We start from the raw sequence: 18,125 nt of genomic DNA, 5'->3' as shown, positions 1-18,125 counted from the left end.
AAGCAACACCTTGGTGTTGCTTTTTCTGTTTTTCTAAAGATGAATTCTTTATTTAAAATAGATGCTCGTTACCAGGACTTTACCTTTGGCCTGCTTCGATTTTTTCTCTATTATTGATTCACGAGTTTCATAGACCCTTCGTTGTAACGTTCTCCCAAGATGGGGTATCTTTGGATCAGGGAATTAATTTCTGTTAAATGTTCAGGTGTTAGCTGAACATCAATTGCACCTACATTTTCTTCCAGGTACTTTCTTTTTTTAGTTCCGGGAATCGGGATAATGTCTTCTCCCTGTGCTAAGACCCAAGCTAAAGCAAGTTGTGCTGGTGTACAATTTATATGATTGGCTAATGCCGCAAATCCGGCCACCAGTTTATTGTTATTGACGATGTTTTCCTCTTGATAGCGTGGTAAAGATTTTCGAAAATCATCGGCTGCAAGGGTATTCATCTGGAGCTTATTGGTTACTAAACCACGAGCCAGAGGTGAATAGGGCACTAGTGAAATCCCAAGTTCACGTGTTGTCTGCAAAATCTCGCTTTCTACATCTCTGGTTAGCAAGGAGTATTCGCTTTGGAGTGCAGAAATGGGATGTACTGCATGTGCTTTTCTTAATGATGCCGGCGAAGCTTCACTCAGTCCAAGGTATCGTATTTTTCCTTCTTTAACGAGATCGGCCATTGCACCGACAGTTTCTTCAATAGGGATATTGGCATCGACACGATGTGCATAATACAGATCGATGGTATCAATTTTAAGTCGCTTGAGACTTTGTTCAACGGCAATTTTCATCCATGCGGGCGAAGCGTCAAAATAAGTTCCGGCGGCATTGCTTGGTCCTGCAATCTCATCTTTAAAGCGAAATCCAAATTTAGTAGCAATAAAGATCTTTTCCCGATTGGGGACTAAAATTTTAGCGATCAGTTCTTCATTTGCTCCATTTGCGTACATGTCGGCGGTATCCCAGAAATTGATGCCCAGGTCAAGGGATTTTTCTAATGTGGCTAAGCTCTCTTTATCGTCCGTAGGTCCATAAGCAAAGCTCATACCCATGCAGCCCAATCCTAATGCGGATAGCTGTTCGTTTGTTGTTCCGAGTTTTCTGTATTTCATGATGTTCTCATTTTGTTTATACAAATGTAGCGCACGGTCTCAAAAACTGACTTATAACGATCAAACAGATTGTTATAATAATCAAACAATCTACCGCAGCTGTGTGGGTGCCATGCCGGTGTGTTTTTTAAAGTATAGTGTAAAGTAAGAGGGGTATTCAAAACCTAAACTGTAGGCGATATCGGAAATATTCCAATCGGTATGCTGCAGTAAAGCTTTTGCTTCTTTGATGATGCGTGCGGCGATATGTGCTGTAGTGGTTTTACCCGTTATTTCTTTGACCGACCGGTTAAGATGATTGATGTGCAGGGATAGTACAGTGGCATAATCTGCAGGGTTCTTCAATTTGAGTACGAGTGCTGGAGAATCTATCGGAAATTGTCTTTCCAGTAGTTCGAGAAATAAGGCGGATATTCTAGAAGTAGCATTTACATACTTATGAAAGTTGGTCGTCGGATTGTTTTTCATTGCCTCATGAATGATCAAGTGCAGATAACTGCGCAATACATCGTATTTGTGAGCGTATGTGGAAGACATCTCGGCCTGCATTTTCTGGAAAATAAAGGACAATTCCGCTAATTGGGCTTCGTTTGGGAAGAAAATGGGATTAGATCCGATCTGAAATAAAGGCGTGTCGTGTAACTGACTTGTGCGTTCACTATGTTGAATGAAATCTTCTGTGAAGAGGCAGTACCAACCGGACTGTTGTTCGGATTCAGCTTCCCAAGAATAGGGGACAATGGGATTCGAAAAAAGCAGTGCTGGACGATCAATCTGGATCCATTTATCGGCATAATAAATCTTTCCTTTGCCAATGATCAGGGAAACTTTATAAAAATCACGTCTGCTATAGGGACTTACAACTGCGCAGGTCTCTCGACTGAAAACATTGATATGACCGATGCCTGCATTGTCCAATGGCACATGAGTGGGTGCATGACTTGGCAAGCGGCTGTAAAAATCATTGACACTTTCTGCTTGTTTCATGGTGTAAATGTATAAAATTCAAACAAATTAAGTGTCATCCTTTTGTGCGGATATGAAAGGTTTAAGGAGGTGATGTGATTTACTTGTCCTGAGAAGTAGAATAGAATTTGATTTGCTTAATTTTATAATAGATATAAAAGATAGTAGCGTATGAATCCAAAAAAGATATGGTCTAATTTGGCAGTGACCGATTTAGACCGGACAACAAAATTTTATACTGCGTTGGGTTTTCAACCGAATGGGCGATCAGCAGATCTGACAAGTTTTCTGTTTGGTGAAGATCATTTTGTAATCCATTTTTTCTTAAAGCACATCCTTCGCGAGGCGATGTTAGGGGTTATGGCAGATACATCCAAATCTAATGAAATCATTTTTACGCTTGCCGCATCAAGTACAGAAGAGGCGGATCGTTGGGCTACTGAGGTGGAAGATGCTGGTGGAACATTGATTTCTAAGCCTGCAGCTTTTGGAAAGGGATATTATGGTTTTGTATTTGCGGACCCCGATGGCCATCGGTTTAATGTTTTTCATATGTAAAGAAACATGAATTTCGATAACATTTATTTGAAATTATGATTGTTGTATCGGACTATAAATAATTTATTTTCTTTACAGTCCGTTGCTACTTATTATTTTTAGTGCGTTATTTTCTGCCTACCCACCATTGTTTAAATTGCTGTTGATCGTCTTTTAGCAATACCTCTTCCCCGATCATAGGTGTTATCAATGGAATATGCGCTTCTTTATTTAATTCGGTAATCTGAATTAATGGCGTATCCCAAGAATGATTGGCGATATCAAACTTGGAGTTATGCACCGGGAATAGACGCTTCGTTTTCAGATCCTTTGCTGCTTTTAATACTTCTTCAGGGAGATGGTGGATATAACGCCAAGTGCTGTCAAATTGCCCATTATCTAGAATAGCTAGATCAATAGGACCAAATTTTTCACCAATAGCCGCATAATGGGTGTCATAGCCACTGTCTCCGCCGATAAAGATTTTCATCGTTGGCGTCTGTACTACATAGGACATCCATAGCGTCTTGCTGCTTTGAAGAGACCGACTTGAAAAATGTCTTGCAGGAGTTGTGTATACGGTAAATCCACTGTCGAGTGAAATGCTGTCATGCCAATCTTTTTCAATTATATCTTGAGGATTGTAACCCCAGTATTCCAGATGTGAACCCACACCAAGTCCGCAGATTACTTTCTTGGTTTTTGTTTTTAATTTGATAATGGTTTCATAATCCAGGTGATCATAATGATCGTGGGTAATAAATAAATAGTCAATCTCCGGTAGGTCTTCTACTGTATAAATGTCTGTTCCTTTAAATGATTTATTGGTTCCGGGAACAGGAGAGACACTTCCGCTGAATACGGGATCGACCAACATGCGTTTTCCGTCTATTTGCATAAAATAAGAGGAGTGCCCAAACCAGACCAATACGTCTTCCTTGCGGGACAAGTTCTGCAGATCTGTTTTTATGGTCGGTATATTTTCCAGTGGACTCTTCCGGTCTATTTTTTTGAAAAAGTAATCATAGAGTACGCTCGCATAGCTTGCATCTTCAACGATTTGAGGGGTATGGCTAAAGTTAACAAATTTACCGTCTTTGTAATTGGGTGATTTCTTAATTAATTCAAGCCGAGCGCCACTTGGTACTTTACCAATTTGGGCTGTTGCATGTACAGGACTATAATCGCAACGAATACGATGATAAGGATGAGGATGATGAGCATAGTTTTATAAAATATTTTCATGTATGGGGTGCTGAATGGTTAGGCTTAATTACATGCTGTTGAAAGAAGCGGTATTGACCGGGCTATATCGATTCATGATTTTTGAAGGAGCCTCGCCAAATGCTTTTTTAAAGGCAAATGAAAAATGGGAAAGGTCTTCGAATCCCAATTCCAAATAAATGTCTGAGGCTGCCTTACCTTTTTCTTTTAAAAGGTAATATGCTTCTTGTAGTCTTTTGTGCAGCAACCAGCGTCCAGGTGTGGTATTGAATGTTTTTTCAAAATCTCTTTTAAAGGTTGCCAGACTTCTACCTGTTAAATAGGCAAATCGTTCTAAATGAACATTAAAGTGGTAATTTTTGTTCATAAAGTTTTCTAAATCTATTTTATGCGGTTCGGTAAAATCAAACAATACATTTTTGAGTTCAGGATTGATCTGTAGGAGGAGTAATAACGCTTCTTTCATTTTAATCTGAACGAGTTTGGGATTGTCAAAACTGTGGGTCTGGTGATACGTCATCAAAGATTGAAAATAGCTATGCAACAGTACATGATCTTCGATATCCAAGACAGGTTGATCATATTGTTTTTGTTCCGCATTAATGCCGTATTCGAGACTGAAATCTTTTAATGTCTGCTGGTCAAGAAAAATAGTCAAAGATCGGAACTCGCCATTTTCAGGCGGTTCCTTTATAAATTTTAACAATTGATTTCTCCTGACCAGACGAAATGCTCCCGCATTGGAAATGTAGGTTTGATTTCCATCATTCAGCACCAGGGAACCAGCTATCTGATAGGTGAAGGTGCATTCTTGGACGAAGTGTTCTCCTTCTCTGCTTTTTGTCGCATAACACGAATAAGCAATGCCCGATGCCTGAATGTTGTCTTTTTTTGTTTCCATCTTTGATACAAATTTAAGATAAGGATGTTGAATTTTAGCTATTTAGCTTAAAATTGCTTTGGGTTCTAAATATGCGTCTAATCCATAAGTTCCGAACTCTCGGCCGATACCTGACTGCTTGAATCCTCCGAAAGGAGCCTGTGGATCGTGTTTAAAGCCATTGATACAGATTCTTCCTGCATCAATCTGTGATGCGATGCGATTGGCACGTGCAAGATCTGGTGAGCTGATATATGCCGTTAGCCCGTAAGTGGTGTCATTTGCAATGGAAATAGCGTCTTCGTCATTCTGGTACGGAATGATGGAGAGGACTGGACCGAATATTTCTTCTTGTGCGATACGCATATCATTACGAACGTTTGTAAAGATGGTGGCTTGAACAAAGTTACCTTTTTCCAAACCTGCTGGCTTACCCAGACCTCCTGTTAGTAACGTTGCTCCTTCATCAAGTCCAATCTGAATGAACTGTTGAACTCTTTCATATTGCTTATGGCTTACCATGGGGCCTACATGGGTATCTGGATCTGCAGGATTACCGACTTTTACATGTGCGATGGTGGCTTGTGCTAAAGCATTGATCTGATCTAATTTGCTCGCAGGGACTAGCAGTCGGGTAGGAGCAATACAGGCTTGGCCACTATTCATATAAGCGCCATAGATAGCCATGGGGATAACGGTTTCTAAATCGGCATCTTCTAAAATAATATTCGGGGATTTACCACCAAGCTCCAAAGTGACACGTTTCATCGTATCTACTGCACCTTTAGCAATTGTTTTGCCAACCGCAGTTGAACCTGTGAAGGATATTTTGGCAATATCGGGGTGATTGGTTATTGCGGCGCCTACAACATTTCCTAGACCATTTACGATATTGAATAAGCCTTTAGGTAAACCCGCCTCATGGAAACATGTGGCAATAAGCTGTGTCTGTTGGGCACTCATTTCGCTAGGCTTGATGACGACGGTACATCCGGCAGCAATAGCTGTGGCAAGCTTACTGCAGATAAAACCATTGCTGGCGTTCCAGGGGGTGATGATGCCGACAACCCCTAATGACTCCATACGGACTTGTGATTGTCCAACAGTTTTTTCAAAGTCATAGTTTTGAAGTGTTTCGATCATTGTTGGGAATGACGCGATCGCAATCTGCACACTGGCTTGGCAAATTGGTAAGTTCCGCCATATTCTTCGACCATAATGGCAATCAGTTCTTCTTCGCGCTTACTGACAGCTTGATGCAGTTTTTGCAGATAAGCAATACGTTCTTCTTTACTTGTTTTAGAGAATGTTTTGAATGCTTCTTTGGCGGCCTGGACCGCAATATGGGTATCCATTTCGTCCCCAAGGGTAACTTCACCCAATTTTTCATTAGTAGTGGGGCTGATGAGATCAAAAGTTTCTGTCCCATGAGGTGTGATAAAGGCACCGTTTACATAAATCTGATTTATCTTTTTCATGTTCTGCTGATTTGTTTATTCAAAGGTAGCGGGATTATAAAGAGGCTGTTTTGCTCAAAAGCTCAATGTTGCTTTGTTGAAAAGCTCATTAATAAATGTATCAAGATGACATAAAGACAACAAATATGGAGCGCTTAATTGTTATGTTTGTTTCGAGATTATTAGATATATAGATATGGTTGATATTTTTAAGATTTTAGCAAATGAACATCGGTTACAGATATTGCAGTGGTTGAAGAATCCGCATGCTAATTTTATCGCCGAAGATATTGAACCGGAGGTATCGGATTATGGTGTTTGTATGAGCGTCATCCAAAAGAAGGCAGGTTTGTCCCAATCAACGATATCATCTTATTTGACATCGATGGTGAATTGTGGTTTGTTGAAATCTGTACGGGAGGGACAGTGGACTTATTATAAGAGAAATGAGGAAAAACTTCAGGAATTGGCTTCTTATATCAAGAATACGCTGTAGTTACTCATTATTTATTTGATGGATGGAGATATAAATATCTTCATTTTTTTTACTCAAGTATATCTATAAATCTAGATATGTCGAAATATTTTATTGAATAAACTATTGACCTGATTTAGATCTGTACATACCACTCATTTTATTTGATAATCCATTTCAGAAGGTAAGAAGCCTTCCTTTTTTTAATCCAATATATCTATAAATCTAGATATATCGAAATTGTATAATGCTTTACATTAAAATTTTAGAACATGACAAGAAACTTTGAAAACCACTATGCATTTAACCGTGTATTTGCTCCAGATGTGTTGACTATAGGCCTATTTCTTCCCTTAGAAGTATATAGCCGAAAGCTTCCCCTAGTTGAGGAGCATATGGCATATATAAAACAGATCGATCGCTTAGATTTTGCGTCGATATGGGTTCGTGATATTCCGATGTTTGATCCGAGTTTTGGTGATGCTGGTCAAGTGTATGATGCTTTTAGTTATTTATCTTTTATCGCCGGAAAGACAAGCAGGGTTGCATTAGGAACAGGAAGTATTGTTTTACCTTTCTGGCACCCGATTTCTTTAGCAAAGACAGCCGCATCTTTAGATCAGCTATCCAATAACAGATTATTGCTAGGAGTAGGATCGGGGGATAGATCGATTGAATTTCCTGCATTTGGATTAGATTTTGAGCATCGAGGTGAACGTTTTAGACAGGTTTTACAGGATTTTCGACGCTTAAATAAGGAACATTATCCAAAAATTAAGTCTGAGCTGACCCACATTGACGGATTGGATCTTATCCCTAAACCCGTTCAAGAATATATTCCGAGTTTAATAACCGGTGGCAGTCAACAGCCTCTTTCTTGGATTGCTGAACATGGGGATGGCTGGATTACTTATCCGGGAGCAACAACGTCGAAATTACATGTTAGGCCGTTGGGAGAAAAGATAAAAGCTTGGCGCGACTTAATTCCCGATCAGATTTTTAAGCCTCATATGACCAATGAATGGATTGAACTAACGGAAGATCCCAATTTTCCGCGAACGCCATTGCAGGGTGGATTTGTGCTTAAAACAGGAAGGAATGGTTTATTGGAACTTTTACATGAATGGCAGGAAGCGGGTGTCAATCATGCAGCCTTAGGGATTCAATTCAGTACGAGACCTATTGCCGATGTTATTGATGAGCTGGGAGCAGAAGTGTTGCCGTATTTTCCTTCCTTAGTGAAGGCAAGTCATATTAATATGACCCCATAGTTTAATTTCAGAAGAATAATTCTATTTTAGCCGTTAATGAAGTTGTCGTTAAGTTATCTAATGGAGTTATGCAAAAAGTGACAGGTAGAAAAAAGTTTTATATCGCTTATATGCTGATCTCACTGATCATGTTGGTCGATATTACGGTTATACTGACGTGGCAGATCAGTTTGGCGGGATATTGGAGTGACCGCTTGGTCTTTTGGATATGGTTACTCACGACGCTTCCATTTCTAATTATTTTCTGGAAAAGTATTTATACGAAAATATACTGTATCGTATTAGTATTGGGGCTATTGTTTAGCATAGCCGCGATGATGTTGCCTTTTTTTGGTATTCTATTTTCAAGTACGGGCATGGAAAGACGATCGTACTATACACCAGATACCGGGAAATATAGAGTACAGCTTATTCAAAGTGTGATGGCCCGTCCGCGGTTACAGATTATTGAAAATAAAGGAATTGTTGAGAAGGTGATTTTGTTTACCGATGCCGATTTCCTGAAAAATGATCATCTTAAGGTGGGATATGAAAGTGTGATCGGCCTGGATGTCATAAAGGATACACCAGATAGCCTGGTTTTGGAGTTTCATATGCCTGGTCAGAAAATTGTAAAAGGTTTTAAACTAAGCGACGAGAAGGATTAAATTTCGTGGCACGTTTTGTCTTGAATGAACAGTTAATACTAATCCCATAGCAGATCTATCATTGGGTAAGTCTGCTATGGGATTAATTTGTTCTGTCATTTTAGTTTTGTAACTGATCTGCATGAAAAATTTCGCTCTACTGCGGCATAACTTGCGTTTACATCTTTTTGCTGTCTTCGTAAGTAGGACCATACAGTCCAGGCACTTTATTTCCGGTTGCTCTTAGGTAGACAATCAATTCTCCGCGATGATGATAAATATGATTAAAAAGGAATCCTCGTGCCACAATGCCTCTTTCCATTGGGCCTAAGAGTATGCGTTCACCTGCTTTCATTGTCCAGTGATCGCGTAGTTTTTCTTCTGTAAGTGTTGATAGAGCGGTTCTGGCTCGTGCTACATTTTTTTCAAATAGTTCGAGCGTGGCTTTGATATCATCAGGTGCACCGCGCTCAAGATGATCGGTGGCCATATCATAAACATCTTCTGTAAATGTGCCTACGTACCAATAATAAATAGTTGCGATATGTTGTGCCAGTTCTCCCATTGTCCAGGAAATATCTGCTGGCTTGTAGTGTATGTCTTTTTCAGGCACTGCCTGCAGTAATTTACGGGTGTTGTTGACCTCTTGTTCGAATTCGGTTGTCAAATATTGAATGATCATGTCTTTGGGTTTAATGTTTTTATATCGGGTATAAACAGATGCATGCGTGAATATGTTTGGTGTTTAGGAGGTTTTTCTGGGGTAAATAAAACAAATTTATTTAAGTTTGAAGACGCTATAAATGAAAATTCATGTTAGAAGTATTATTTTCTCATATTGAAAAAAAAGTGACGCTCTCTCGTGGTGACAAAGAGGCGATAGCTTCTTTTTTTACATTCAAAAAAATCAGAAAGAAGCAATATATCTTGGAAGAAGGGACTGTTTGTACGCATCTTTCATTTGTGAAAAAAGGTCTTATCAAATCGTACCGTTTGGATGAGAAAGGAAATGAGCATATCAGCCTTTTTGGATGGGAAGGCTGGTGGGTGTCTGATTTTAAGAGTTTTATTAATCAGCAACCGGCAATGCTCTATATAGATGCTATTGAAGATACAGAGTTACTGCTTTTATCGCGGGCAGATTATGAACAATTGATGGAAGAGGTCCCGGTGATGGAGCGGTATTTTAGAATACTCTATCAAAATAGTTTGGTTACAAAAGATGAACGCCTGATCAGTTCGAACAGCTATACTGCTGAAGAAAAATTTCAGCGTATGCTACAGGCTAGTCCTGAAATTATGCAACGTGTGCCGCAACATCTGGTGGCATCTTATCTGGGATTGGCTCCTGAAACCCTGAGTAGAATCCGTAAGAAAATTGCATCTACAGATTAATTCCATTGATCTGGATCAATGGAATTTCTTGATCTGTATCATCTCTTTCAGTTTTTAATGCAGCGAACTTTGTTGTAGAAATTTAAAGAGATATAACAATGGATAAAATTGCATTAGTAGTTGGCGCAACAGGGATCACGGGAAGTCGTTTGGCTGAGGAGCTTGTTGGTCATGGATGGCAAACTTATGGTCTGGCACGTCATCCCGGTCAAACTGATAACGGCGTAATTCCGGTAAAAGCTGATCTTATGGATGTTGAAAATCTGAAGATCGCACTTGAAAATGTTTACCCAACACATGTGTTTTTTACAACATGGATGCGGAAAGACAATGAGGCAGAAAATATTATTGTAAATAGTGCTCTTGTCCGTAATCTTCTCGATGTTCTGTCTGAAAAGAAAACTGTTGCACATGTGGCTTTGGTAACGGGGTTAAAGCATTATTTAGGTCCTTTTGAGTCATACGTAGCTACGGGTGTGTTTCCTGATACACCTATTCGGGCAGAACAGCCTAGACTAAGTCATCCCAATTTTTACTACGCTCAGGAAGATGCGGTATATGAAGCTTCGGCTAGAGATGGATTTACGTGGAGTATACATAGGCCGCATACGGTTATCGGGCATGCGATCGGTAATTTGATGAATCTTGGGGTGACGCTTGCCGTATATGCCAGTATTTGTAAACAAAAAGGGGCGAAATTGATCTGGCCGGGTTCGGAAGCGCAATGGAACGGAATTTCGGATGTAACGGATACTGGTGCTCTGGCGAAGCAGTTAATCTGGGCTTCGACGACTGAGGAAGCTAAAAATATGGCTTTTAATATTGTGAACGGCGATGTCTTTCGGTGGAGTTGGTTATGGGAGCGCATAGCGTCATATTTCGGCATTGAGGCTGAAGGATTTCATGGAGAGCCGAGGCCTCTTGCCGAACAACTTAAAAATGATGGACAATTGTGGTCTGATATGGTAAAGGAGTATGGACTGGAACAGCATGAGCTTTTTCAATTGGCTTCACCATGGCATACAGATCTTGATCTGGGCAGACCTATCGAAGTGATGGTGGATATGGCCAATAGCCGAAAACTGGGATTTACGGCTTACCAGAATACCGAAGAAGCATTTATCCACTTGTTTGAACGTCTTCGTGCAGAGAATGTGATACCGCAATAATTAGATTGATGTGGTGGTAAGGGATAGTAAAACCGGGCTTCTTTATTTTGTGATAGAAGGCTCGGTTTTACTGGCCTTTAATCATCAATCCCTTTGCCGTCCAGGATCTGCTGATAATATTTTTCAATTCGATTTTGCCGTGTTTTGGATTGTTTCGCCTGATTAAAATAAAATAGATATCCCTTTTGTCGTCCAGGTGTTAGGGAATAGAATGCTGTATTTAATTCTTGATCTTGTGCCAGTGCCTGTTGGAATTCTTCAGAAATAGGGTAGTCGTTCACTTTTTTCATTTCCACCTTTAATCCTGCTTTTTCGATCTCAATGGCTTCCCGTATGTAAGCTTGGATAACTGGTCTTAGCGTGATAATCTCTGCTATATGTTTAAATCTGATCTGTCTGCCTGCCTGTACATTTTCTGTTTGCTGGATCAATATACCTTCAGGATCTTTGAGTAAAGCTCCCTTATGAAACAGGAGCGCGCAATATTCTTTAAATCCATGAATAAGAACGATGTTTTTTCCATCGAGCGTGTAGCATGGATGCATCCATTTGTATTCTTCTTCTAAGGATTTGTTTTCAGTAATGATATCACGAAGTAAATTGAACTCTTCGGACCATTGTTGTGTTTTTTCAAAGAAATGTTCTACCTGTGTGTTCATAATGGTTGTTTTTTAGGTATAAGGCCTGATTTATTGTCTGGAACAGCTAGAAGTAATTCATAGACAAAGAAACGGTCTGTTAATAGATTGAGTTGTCCTAATCTTGTTTCTGTGTATTTAAGATCTCCTGTAACCGGTTGTGCGCCATATTGATGCCTTGTGCAAAAGGCATCTTGAGCAGCTGGTCTCTAAAAGCAACAGATTTAAAAATAATCTGGATAGTAAGTTTACTGCTTGCATCTGTATAGGGTTCAAATGTGAGGTATTCAAGCTGAACAGGGAATGGACTATCTTCCATCTCGAATGTTCTTGTGATTTTTTCGTTTGGTACAAATTCATGGATTGTTCCGTTTGCCCGAAATACAACAGTGCCATCGTGTGATGTTTCAAATGCATAGGCACCATGTTTCTTGTTTTCCAGTTTCAGTACTTTTGTACCCATCCATTGTTCAAAGAGATAGGCATCTTCATATGCCTTAAAAAGCAATTCTAGAGGAAGATCAAATTCGCGTGTGATGATGATTTCTTGTTTGTCATGTTCGGCACTGATTTTTGTTTTCTGTTCCATGATTATTTGGCTATATAGTTTTTCATTACGGCTTCTAATTTATTGAATCTGTCATCCCACATCTGGCGGAACGGTTCGATAAATCTGCAATTTCTTTCATTTTTTGCGGATTGAGATGGTAATAGATTTCCCGACCATTTTGCTCAGGTTTTAGGAGTTCGCATTCGGTCAAAATCTGCAGGTGCTTGGAAACGGTGGGTCTGGATGTGTCAAAATTGGAAGCAATGGCTCCAGCAGGCATCGCATGTGAGGCTACCAGTAGCAATATTGCTCTTCTTGTCGGATCGGCAAGGGCTTGAAAAACGTCTCTTCTTAAATTCATTGTTATGCTCTTATTCGCTTTAACACTTCAATCTATTTTGATCTGTCCTGTCATTGCTTGATGTGTTTATGATCATGTTTTATTAACGCTATTTGGAACTCTATTTATCGTTTAATCCTATACCGTTTAAAATTTGTTGTCGGTATTTTTCAATTCTTCCAATTCTTGTCTGTGCTACTTTGGGTTGGGAAAAATAAATGATGTATCCTCTTTGCCGCCCCGGTGTCAATGCGTAAAATGCTGTTTTTAACTTAGAGTCTTGTTCGAATACCTGTAGGAGTTCTTCGGGGACAGGTTCTGGATTTTTTTGAAATTTTACCTTTTGACCACTTTCTTCTATCGCTATGGCCTCGGATATATACGATTTTAAGGTATTTTCTAATCTTTTGATTTCTGCTATATTGGTAAATTTGATGATCCTGTCCGATTGTAAATTACCTTGTTGGGTTAAGATTTTATGATCGTCGGATAATAATACACCTTTAAAAAAAACAATATTGGCGGATTGTTTTAATGCAGCAACGGAAACTATATTTTTTCCTTTGGAGGTATATACAGGTGCACCCCATTTTATTTCTTCCTTCAAACCCGCTTCCAGTACAATTTGGCGGAGCATTTCTAACTCTTCTCTCCAGTTATTGACTTTGCATAATGGTGTACCGCCATATTTGCAACGCATATAGCCATCTATCAAATATTTGTCAACTCCTGGATTCAGTTCTATTTTCATCTGGTCTAGACTTTACGTTCAACTGGTCTGAAATACCACGAAATAATCGTGAGCAGGAGTAACAGCGCAGGACCAAAATAGGTGACTGCTTTATCAGCAACTGCAAGGTGGGTGAAAATTGCGCCCGACATTAGAAAGAAAAATCCTGCATATGCCCATTCTTTTACTACTGGGAGTTTTGGAAGGAGAATGGCAATTACTCCTAGTAGCTTCCAAATACCGATAATGGTGAGAAAATAGGAGGGATAGCCTAGATCTTTCATTTTATTAACTTCTTCATCCATGTGGATGATCTGAACAATTCCAGTTGACACCATTCCTAAACTTAGCCAAATGGTAGAAAACCAATAGATGATTTTATCTCTCTTTTTCATACTGTGTTTTTTAATCGGTACAATTCGTATGTTGATCTGTTTATACTTGAGCGGTTACTTAATACCTTATTTATCGCATGTTAGTTTTCGATCCATTGTTTGATCTTTACGGTTCGGGTATTAAAAAGTACAACGCTATACGATTTCTTCAATTATATATCGGTTTTTTATGTTCCAAATCTCCATAGTACTGGTTAGTTTTAAATTATGAAGTCATTTGACTACAAATGTAAGTGTAGTTATTTGACTACGCAAATTTTTTCCAAGAATTTTAGATTATTTTGATCACGTGCGGTTGGATATTGGTGAATTTTTATTAATTAATGGTGTTGATCACGAGGTTGGTAGTTTTTTGAGGTTATGAAATGTTTAATAATTAACGAATAGGGTTTAAAGTTGTTTTCTTTGGTCCGAAAGCTAAAAAGCCCAATCTTTCGATTGGGCTTTGCTGTTTATTCCTGATGATTATTTTTGAACCAACTTTTGGGCTGTTGTTTTTAAATTTAGCTTGCTTGTATATCAATCAATATCTTAACTTCAGTAGGATCGTTAACTAAGGCTTCAAATCCGTTCGTGACGATTTCATCTAAAACAATCTTGCGTGTAACCAATTTCTCTACCGGCATCCTACCGCTATCGATCAGTGCAATGACTTGCGGGAAAATATTGCGATAGGCAATAATTCCTTTAATGGTGATTTCACGAAGTACTTGATCGAGCGCATCAGTTGTAACAGGTTTTCCAAATAGTGCTACTAATACAGCGGTTCCTCCATTTTTTAAACTCGTGATACCCGTTGTATAGGAGGCTTGTACACCTGCGCAATCAAGGAAAACATCTACTCCGAGACCTGTTATGGTCTTAATTTTTTCGGGTATACCTTCATCTTTCGCATTGATAATATGGGTAGCACCTATAGATTTTGCTTTTTCAAGACGTTTGTCAGCGATATCGGTTACGATAACTGTACTAGCTCCGGCTGCCAGGGCCGCCTGAACACATAATAAACCAATTGGACCGGCTCCGGAAACTAGAACAGTCCCGCCGATTTTTAGATTACTTTGCATGACCGCATAAACTGCTACTGCTGCGGGTTCTACCAATGCACCTTTCTCGAAGGACATAGTGTCTGGTATTTTGTGCACCATATAATCCTCTACTACAACGTAAGAAGCAAATCCGCCATTGCTAGATAGGCCAACAAAGCCTAATGGTTCTGACAGGTTGTATTCTCCGTTTGCAATAAAGGGGCTATCAAAGTTTTTAAAGATTGGTTCTACGACTACCCGGTCGCCAACTTTTAAATGATGTACACCTTCGCCCACGGCATCAATAATTCCGGAGAATTCATGTCCTAATGTGGTTGTACCTGGTGTCCATTGAGCGGATAGGGTGCGGCCACCGGGATGAGCTGTGGACCATGGACGTATTCATGTAAGTCGGAGCCGCAGATTCCTGCAAACTGAACTGAAATTTTAACTTGTTTCGCTTTTGGAGCTGGGATCTCCGTTGATTCTACCCTGATATCTTTTGCGGCATACCATCGTGCTGCTTTCATTGTATTATCCATATTGTTATGCTTTTTAATTTCATACTAAGTTACTTAAATACTGCCGGCGTGCCAAGATGTTTGAGGTGATAGATGTCACATAAATTGATGAATGTCATCATTTTCATTTGTTGAATAATAACTTATTAATCTGTGGCATCAGATATGCTCGGTAACATGATGATAATCTAAAAGCGATGATACTTAAAGAAACATTTGTGGGGCTATTGAAAAATTATACGAAAGATGAGCAATTGATCGCTTCCTTATGGAGGGAGGTAGAAGCCTATTATGGTGATACTCTCAGACATTACCATACTTTAGATCATCTTGAAAATCTGCTGCTTGAACTTACGGCTGTAAAAGAGAAAATCAAGAATTGGGAAGCTCTATTGTTTACACTTTATTATCATGATATTATCTACGATGCGTCAAAACAGAATAATGAAGATGAAAGTGCTCATTTGCCGTAAAACGGATGAAAGAGATTGCTGTTTCCGAAGCAATTATCTTGACATGCACCGAACAGATCCTGGCGACAAAATCGCACTTAATTTCTAACGATCAGGACACAAATTATTTTACTGATGCTGATCTTTCTATTTTGGGACAACCATGGGAGAAATATGCAAAATACTATACAAATATCCGCTTGGAATATCAGATTTATCCAGATGTACAGTACCACTCTGGTCGCAAGAAAGCATTAACTCATTTTCTGTCCATGGACCGGATTTTTAAAACAGATTATTTTTATAACCGTTTTGAAGTACGGGCAAAAGAAAACCTGAAAAAAGAAATGGAATTGCTGCAGGACTAGGTATTGTTAATAACGGCCAGCATATACGGCGTTGTTCCTCAGCAGTACCGTGATAAAAGGTTGACTGGCTTTAGTTGAAAGCTGGTTTATTGGTGTTTGTTAGTTATTGATCATATTACCGATTCTAGGGTCTTTATTACGAAGGTCGAGACCTCCTTCGTATACTGATTTCAAATTATGTAAATAGAATGCCCAACCATTAGAGCATCCCAGACGAATGTATTGCTTTGAGTGATCGTCCTGTGGAATATGGTGATGCCGTAATTCTACGATAACATACTCATGAAGTGTACTTAATGTCACATCAACCAAACTGGTACCTTCAAATGTAAACTGGAGAAAATCTTTTCCATTTGCTTTAAGGATTTCTCCATGCATGGGCGTCGGATCCAGGTACCAATACCAATCGTACTGCATGCCGCTTTCTTCTGGGTTGATCTGTTCAAGCTGATTTCCTACCGCATCACGAAAAATGACACGTTCCAAAAACCATCTTTCTAAATTCGCCACAACAGACCAAGCTTCATAAATCTCGGAAAGAGAGGCTTTAATCGCGATACGTTTTGTAAATGATGTCCAATCGAAATTATTCATGGTAATCAATTTAGATTTTGAGTGACGATATGATGTCGATAATAAAGATAAAATAATATATCCGTTTATTTTAACGGATTTTCATTGATTTTATTTCTTTTAGTTTATGGTCGATTTGTTTCTATAACTTATTTCTTATTCGATTGACATAAAAAAGCGCTATCGGGAGATAGCGCTTTTGTGATATTGTTCGTATGTAGGATAGATCGTTCTTAATTATTCTTCAATCTGTTGTTTCGTTTTACTGAAAATAGTAGCGCCCATACTTGCACTTATAACGCAAGCAACGGAAATCCATTGTAACGGTGTAAGACGTTCTGATAAGAATATCATACCTGATAGGGCGGCAAATGCCGGTTGCAAACTTGTTAAAATACTAAATGTTTTTGCTGGAAGTCTTTTTAAAGCCACTAAATCTAGTGAAAATGGTACTGCGCTAGAAAGTACAGCGACGCCCAGTCCTTTTAAAAACAGCATTGGGGTAAGATTAAAAATACCACCATCCCATAGGGCAAAGGGTATAATAATTAGGGTTGCAAATAGCATTCCCGTGCTTACAGCGTCTTTTCCTGGCATAATGCCGGTCACTTTGCTTCCCATAACAATGTAGACTGCCCAAAATATACCGCTAGAAATGCGAGAAGAAGTCCGATTAAGTCAATGTTGTTACTTTGCCATGGAACGATAAATAGAATGCCAGCACAAGCGATTAATCCCCAAAGGATGTCTAGCCATTTTCGGGATAAAGATAAGGCTAGAAAAAGTGGACCTATAAATTCTACCGTTACAGCCAGCCCTAAGGGGATGCGTTGGATGGCTAAATAAAAAATAAGATTCATTGCGGCAATTCCTATTCCATAAATAGCGCAATATAACCATTGTTGTTTCGTGAATTGAAAGAATTTAGGACGATTTATAATATTTAGCAATACGGTTGACAGGCCAATTCTCAACATACTTGTTCCTGTTGCTCCTATGGCAGGAAAAAGCTGTTTAGCGATAGAGGCACCACCTTGGACACTAACCATAGATAGTAATGCCGCTGATATGGCCTTATTTGATTTTTTCATTAGAATAAATTATTTGTCAGGAAAGTTTTCACTTGTACTTAATGAATTCTTTACGCTTCGTTTGTTTTAATAATGAGCATTGGAATTACTCGTATGATTATGCACTCTTGATATTTATATCTTATTTCTACATAATAGCAATCAACAGATGACTGCATCAAGTTCATTTTTATTGTAAATGGTATAGCTGATGATCGTATCATTTATAGCATTACAAGTTCCAATGATTGATTGATAGAAGCAGGGAGTGATATTCGAATTTAACTGTTTTATACAAAAGAAAAGCTAATCTTATGATTAGCTTTTCTTTTGTGAACCCACTGGTAC

At 39.0% G+C, this 18,125-nt stretch carries 23 protein-coding genes and 1 pseudogene; 8 read left to right on the top strand and 16 right to left on the bottom strand.

Annotated features, from left to right (window positions below; all coding sequences use genetic code 11):
• Nucleotides 1-110 precede the first annotated feature (110 nt).
• Nucleotides 111-1,061, bottom strand: coding sequence for an aldo/keto reductase (locus L950_RS03465; RefSeq protein ID WP_262506971.1), 951 nt, complete (start codon nucleotides 1,059-1,061; stop codon nucleotides 111-113).
• Nucleotides 1,062-1,202: 141 nt separating this feature from the next.
• A complete protein-coding gene (locus L950_RS03460) occupies nucleotides 1,203-2,099 on the bottom strand; it encodes a helix-turn-helix domain-containing protein (RefSeq protein WP_021191595.1) in 897 nt (298 codons plus the stop codon).
• A 150-nt stretch (nucleotides 2,100-2,249) separates the two neighbouring features.
• Between L950_RS03460 and L950_RS03455 the strand changes: the two genes are divergently transcribed.
• Nucleotides 2,250-2,636, top strand: coding sequence for a VOC family protein (locus L950_RS03455; protein ID WP_021191594.1), 387 nt, complete (start codon nucleotides 2,250-2,252; stop codon nucleotides 2,634-2,636).
• A 106-nt stretch (nucleotides 2,637-2,742) separates the two neighbouring features.
• Here L950_RS03455 and L950_RS03450 read toward each other — a convergent pair whose 3' ends face one another.
• The 4 genes from L950_RS03450 to L950_RS34915 form a co-directional block, all read right to left on the bottom strand.
• Nucleotides 2,743-3,564 carry an MBL fold metallo-hydrolase gene (locus tag L950_RS03450; protein ID WP_231576823.1) on the bottom strand — a complete coding sequence of 274 codons (822 nt, stop codon included), beginning with the start codon at nucleotides 3,562-3,564 and terminating at the stop codon, nucleotides 2,743-2,745.
• Between the two features lie 324 nt (nucleotides 3,565-3,888).
• The gene (locus L950_RS03445) at nucleotides 3,889-4,740 is read right to left on the bottom strand and encodes a helix-turn-helix domain-containing protein (protein WP_021191591.1); all 852 of its coding nucleotides are present in this window, start codon (nucleotides 4,738-4,740) and stop codon (nucleotides 3,889-3,891) included.
• 42 nt (nucleotides 4,741-4,782) lie between these two features.
• Nucleotides 4,783-5,862 (bottom strand): aldehyde dehydrogenase family protein, encoded by a 1,080-nt coding sequence (locus L950_RS03440; RefSeq protein WP_197086213.1) that lies wholly within the window; start codon nucleotides 5,860-5,862, stop codon nucleotides 4,783-4,785.
• Nucleotides 5,859-6,197, bottom strand: a complete 339-nt coding sequence (locus L950_RS34915; protein ID WP_197086212.1) for an aldehyde dehydrogenase family protein — start codon at nucleotides 6,195-6,197, stop codon at nucleotides 5,859-5,861. Before L950_RS34915 ends, L950_RS03440 begins: the two co-directional genes overlap by 4 nt.
• A 175-nt stretch (nucleotides 6,198-6,372) precedes the next feature.
• On the opposite strand from L950_RS34915, the gene L950_RS03435 reads away from it, so the two are divergent.
• The 3 genes from L950_RS03435 to L950_RS03425 all read left to right on the top strand — a co-directional run bounded on the left by L950_RS03435 (nucleotide 6,373) and on the right by L950_RS03425 (nucleotide 8,569).
• A complete protein-coding gene (locus L950_RS03435) occupies nucleotides 6,373-6,672 on the top strand; it encodes an ArsR/SmtB family transcription factor (protein WP_021191590.1) in 300 nt (99 codons plus the stop codon).
• A gap of 251 nt (nucleotides 6,673-6,923) precedes the next feature.
• Nucleotides 6,924-7,922 carry an LLM class oxidoreductase gene (locus L950_RS03430; protein ID WP_021191589.1) on the top strand — a complete coding sequence of 333 codons (999 nt, stop codon included), beginning with the start codon at nucleotides 6,924-6,926 and terminating at the stop codon, nucleotides 7,920-7,922.
• A gap of 68 nt (nucleotides 7,923-7,990) precedes the next feature.
• Nucleotides 7,991-8,569, top strand: coding sequence for a hypothetical protein (locus tag L950_RS03425; RefSeq protein ID WP_021191588.1), 579 nt, complete (start codon nucleotides 7,991-7,993; stop codon nucleotides 8,567-8,569).
• A 157-nt stretch (nucleotides 8,570-8,726) separates the two neighbouring features.
• Here the strand turns inward: L950_RS03425 and L950_RS03420 are convergent, their stop codons facing one another.
• Nucleotides 8,727-9,215, bottom strand: coding sequence for a DinB family protein (locus L950_RS03420; RefSeq protein ID WP_231576822.1), 489 nt, complete (start codon nucleotides 9,213-9,215; stop codon nucleotides 8,727-8,729).
• A gap of 146 nt (nucleotides 9,216-9,361) precedes the next feature.
• On the opposite strand from L950_RS03420, the gene L950_RS03415 reads away from it, so the two are divergent.
• Together L950_RS03415 and L950_RS03410 are read left to right on the top strand one after the other, a co-directional pair.
• Nucleotides 9,362-9,943 carry a Crp/Fnr family transcriptional regulator gene (locus tag L950_RS03415; protein WP_021191586.1) on the top strand — a complete coding sequence of 194 codons (582 nt, stop codon included), beginning with the start codon at nucleotides 9,362-9,364 and terminating at the stop codon, nucleotides 9,941-9,943.
• A gap of 98 nt (nucleotides 9,944-10,041) precedes the next feature.
• Complete coding sequence (locus tag L950_RS03410) at nucleotides 10,042-11,112, top strand: SDR family oxidoreductase (RefSeq protein ID WP_021191585.1); 1,071 nt, start codon at nucleotides 10,042-10,044, stop codon at nucleotides 11,110-11,112.
• 77 nt (nucleotides 11,113-11,189) lie between these two features.
• Here the strand turns inward: L950_RS03410 and L950_RS03405 are convergent, their stop codons facing one another.
• The 6 genes and pseudogenes from L950_RS03405 to L950_RS31805 form a co-directional block, all read right to left on the bottom strand.
• Entirely contained in the window at nucleotides 11,190-11,771 is a 582-nt protein-coding gene (locus L950_RS03405) for a YdeI/OmpD-associated family protein (RefSeq protein ID WP_021191584.1), read from the bottom strand.
• A gap of 97 nt (nucleotides 11,772-11,868) precedes the next feature.
• The gene (locus L950_RS03400; protein ID WP_021191583.1) at nucleotides 11,869-12,339 is read right to left on the bottom strand and encodes an SRPBCC domain-containing protein; all 471 of its coding nucleotides are present in this window, start codon (nucleotides 12,337-12,339) and stop codon (nucleotides 11,869-11,871) included.
• Nucleotides 12,340-12,341: 2 nt separating this feature from the next.
• Nucleotides 12,342-12,661: pseudogene (locus tag L950_RS03395) on the bottom strand (ArsR/SmtB family transcription factor).
• A 100-nt stretch (nucleotides 12,662-12,761) separates the two neighbouring features.
• Complete coding sequence (locus L950_RS03390; protein ID WP_021191582.1) at nucleotides 12,762-13,391, bottom strand: YdeI/OmpD-associated family protein; 630 nt, start codon at nucleotides 13,389-13,391, stop codon at nucleotides 12,762-12,764.
• A gap of 5 nt (nucleotides 13,392-13,396) precedes the next feature.
• Nucleotides 13,397-13,765 (bottom strand): DoxX family protein, encoded by a 369-nt coding sequence (locus L950_RS03385; RefSeq protein WP_021191581.1) that lies wholly within the window; start codon nucleotides 13,763-13,765, stop codon nucleotides 13,397-13,399.
• A 503-nt stretch (nucleotides 13,766-14,268) separates the two neighbouring features.
• Entirely contained in the window at nucleotides 14,269-15,090 is an 822-nt protein-coding gene (locus tag L950_RS31805; RefSeq protein WP_262506969.1) for a zinc-binding dehydrogenase, read from the bottom strand.
• Nucleotides 15,091-15,511: 421 nt separating this feature from the next.
• On the opposite strand from L950_RS31805, the gene L950_RS29330 reads away from it, so the two are divergent.
• Both L950_RS29330 and L950_RS29325 read left to right on the top strand, forming a co-directional pair.
• Nucleotides 15,512-15,787, top strand: a complete 276-nt coding sequence (locus L950_RS29330) for a hypothetical protein (RefSeq protein ID WP_197086211.1) — start codon at nucleotides 15,512-15,514, stop codon at nucleotides 15,785-15,787.
• 5 nt (nucleotides 15,788-15,792) lie between these two features.
• Nucleotides 15,793-16,134: a hypothetical protein gene (locus L950_RS29325; protein ID WP_197086210.1), complete on the top strand. Its 342-nt coding sequence runs from the start codon at nucleotides 15,793-15,795 to the stop codon at nucleotides 16,132-16,134.
• Nucleotides 16,135-16,233: 99 nt separating this feature from the next.
• On the opposite strand, the gene L950_RS03370 is transcribed toward L950_RS29325, so the two are convergent.
• From L950_RS03370 to L950_RS31790, 3 genes are all read right to left on the bottom strand, one after another.
• The gene (locus L950_RS03370) at nucleotides 16,234-16,728 is read right to left on the bottom strand and encodes an SRPBCC domain-containing protein (RefSeq protein WP_021191580.1); all 495 of its coding nucleotides are present in this window, start codon (nucleotides 16,726-16,728) and stop codon (nucleotides 16,234-16,236) included.
• Nucleotides 16,729-16,944: 216 nt separating this feature from the next.
• A complete protein-coding gene (locus L950_RS31795; RefSeq protein ID WP_231576821.1) occupies nucleotides 16,945-17,328 on the bottom strand; it encodes an EamA family transporter in 384 nt (127 codons plus the stop codon).
• On the bottom strand, nucleotides 17,313-17,798 hold the full coding sequence (locus L950_RS31790) for an EamA family transporter (RefSeq protein ID WP_231576820.1): 486 nt from the start codon (nucleotides 17,796-17,798) through the stop codon (nucleotides 17,313-17,315). The genes L950_RS31795 and L950_RS31790 overlap by 16 nt, the downstream gene beginning before the upstream one ends.
• Nucleotides 17,799-18,125: the final 327 nt, after the last annotated feature.

It is taken from the genome of Sphingobacterium sp. IITKGP-BTPF85, assembly GCF_001006065.1.
GTDB lineage: Bacteria > Bacteroidota > Bacteroidia > Sphingobacteriales > Sphingobacteriaceae > Sphingobacterium > Sphingobacterium anhuiense.
Note: the sequence above shows the minus strand (reverse complement) of the source record. Positions and strands in the feature narration are given on the sequence as shown.

Coding starts and splice junctions, on each gene's coding strand:
- L950_RS03445 (WP_021191591.1), bottom strand. CDS start 4,740: ATGGAAACAAAAAAAGACAACATTCAGGCATCGGGCATTGCTTATTCG.
- L950_RS03435 (WP_021191590.1), top strand. CDS start 6,373: ATGGTTGATATTTTTAAGATTTTAGCAAATGAACATCGGTTACAGATA.
- L950_RS29330 (WP_197086211.1), top strand. CDS start 15,512: ATGATACTTAAAGAAACATTTGTGGGGCTATTGAAAAATTATACGAAA.
- L950_RS03415 (WP_021191586.1), top strand. CDS start 9,362: ATGTTAGAAGTATTATTTTCTCATATTGAAAAAAAAGTGACGCTCTCT.
- L950_RS03385 (WP_021191581.1), bottom strand. CDS start 13,765: ATGAAAAAGAGAGATAAAATCATCTATTGGTTTTCTACCATTTGGCTA.
- L950_RS31790 (WP_231576820.1), bottom strand. CDS start 17,798: ATGAAAAAATCAAATAAGGCCATATCAGCGGCATTACTATCTATGGTT.
- L950_RS03370 (WP_021191580.1), bottom strand. CDS start 16,728: ATGAATAATTTCGATTGGACATCATTTACAAAACGTATCGCGATTAAA.
- L950_RS03455 (WP_021191594.1), top strand. CDS start 2,250: ATGAATCCAAAAAAGATATGGTCTAATTTGGCAGTGACCGATTTAGAC.
- L950_RS03410 (WP_021191585.1), top strand. CDS start 10,042: ATGGATAAAATTGCATTAGTAGTTGGCGCAACAGGGATCACGGGAAGT.
- L950_RS03430 (WP_021191589.1), top strand. CDS start 6,924: ATGACAAGAAACTTTGAAAACCACTATGCATTTAACCGTGTATTTGCT.
- L950_RS31795 (WP_231576821.1), bottom strand. CDS start 17,328: ATGGGAAGCAAAGTGACCGGCATTATGCCAGGAAAAGACGCTGTAAGC.
- L950_RS34915 (WP_197086212.1), bottom strand. CDS start 6,197: ATGAAAAAGATAAATCAGATTTATGTAAACGGTGCCTTTATCACACCT.
- L950_RS03405 (WP_021191584.1), bottom strand. CDS start 11,771: ATGAACACACAGGTAGAACATTTCTTTGAAAAAACACAACAATGGTCC.
- L950_RS29325 (WP_197086210.1), top strand. CDS start 15,793: ATGAAAGAGATTGCTGTTTCCGAAGCAATTATCTTGACATGCACCGAA.
- L950_RS03460 (WP_021191595.1), bottom strand. CDS start 2,099: ATGAAACAAGCAGAAAGTGTCAATGATTTTTACAGCCGCTTGCCAAGT.
- L950_RS03440 (WP_197086213.1), bottom strand. CDS start 5,862: ATGATCGAAACACTTCAAAACTATGACTTTGAAAAAACTGTTGGACAA.
- L950_RS03390 (WP_021191582.1), bottom strand. CDS start 13,391: ATGAAAATAGAACTGAATCCAGGAGTTGACAAATATTTGATAGATGGC.
- L950_RS03400 (WP_021191583.1), bottom strand. CDS start 12,339: ATGGAACAGAAAACAAAAATCAGTGCCGAACATGACAAACAAGAAATC.
- L950_RS03425 (WP_021191588.1), top strand. CDS start 7,991: ATGCAAAAAGTGACAGGTAGAAAAAAGTTTTATATCGCTTATATGCTG.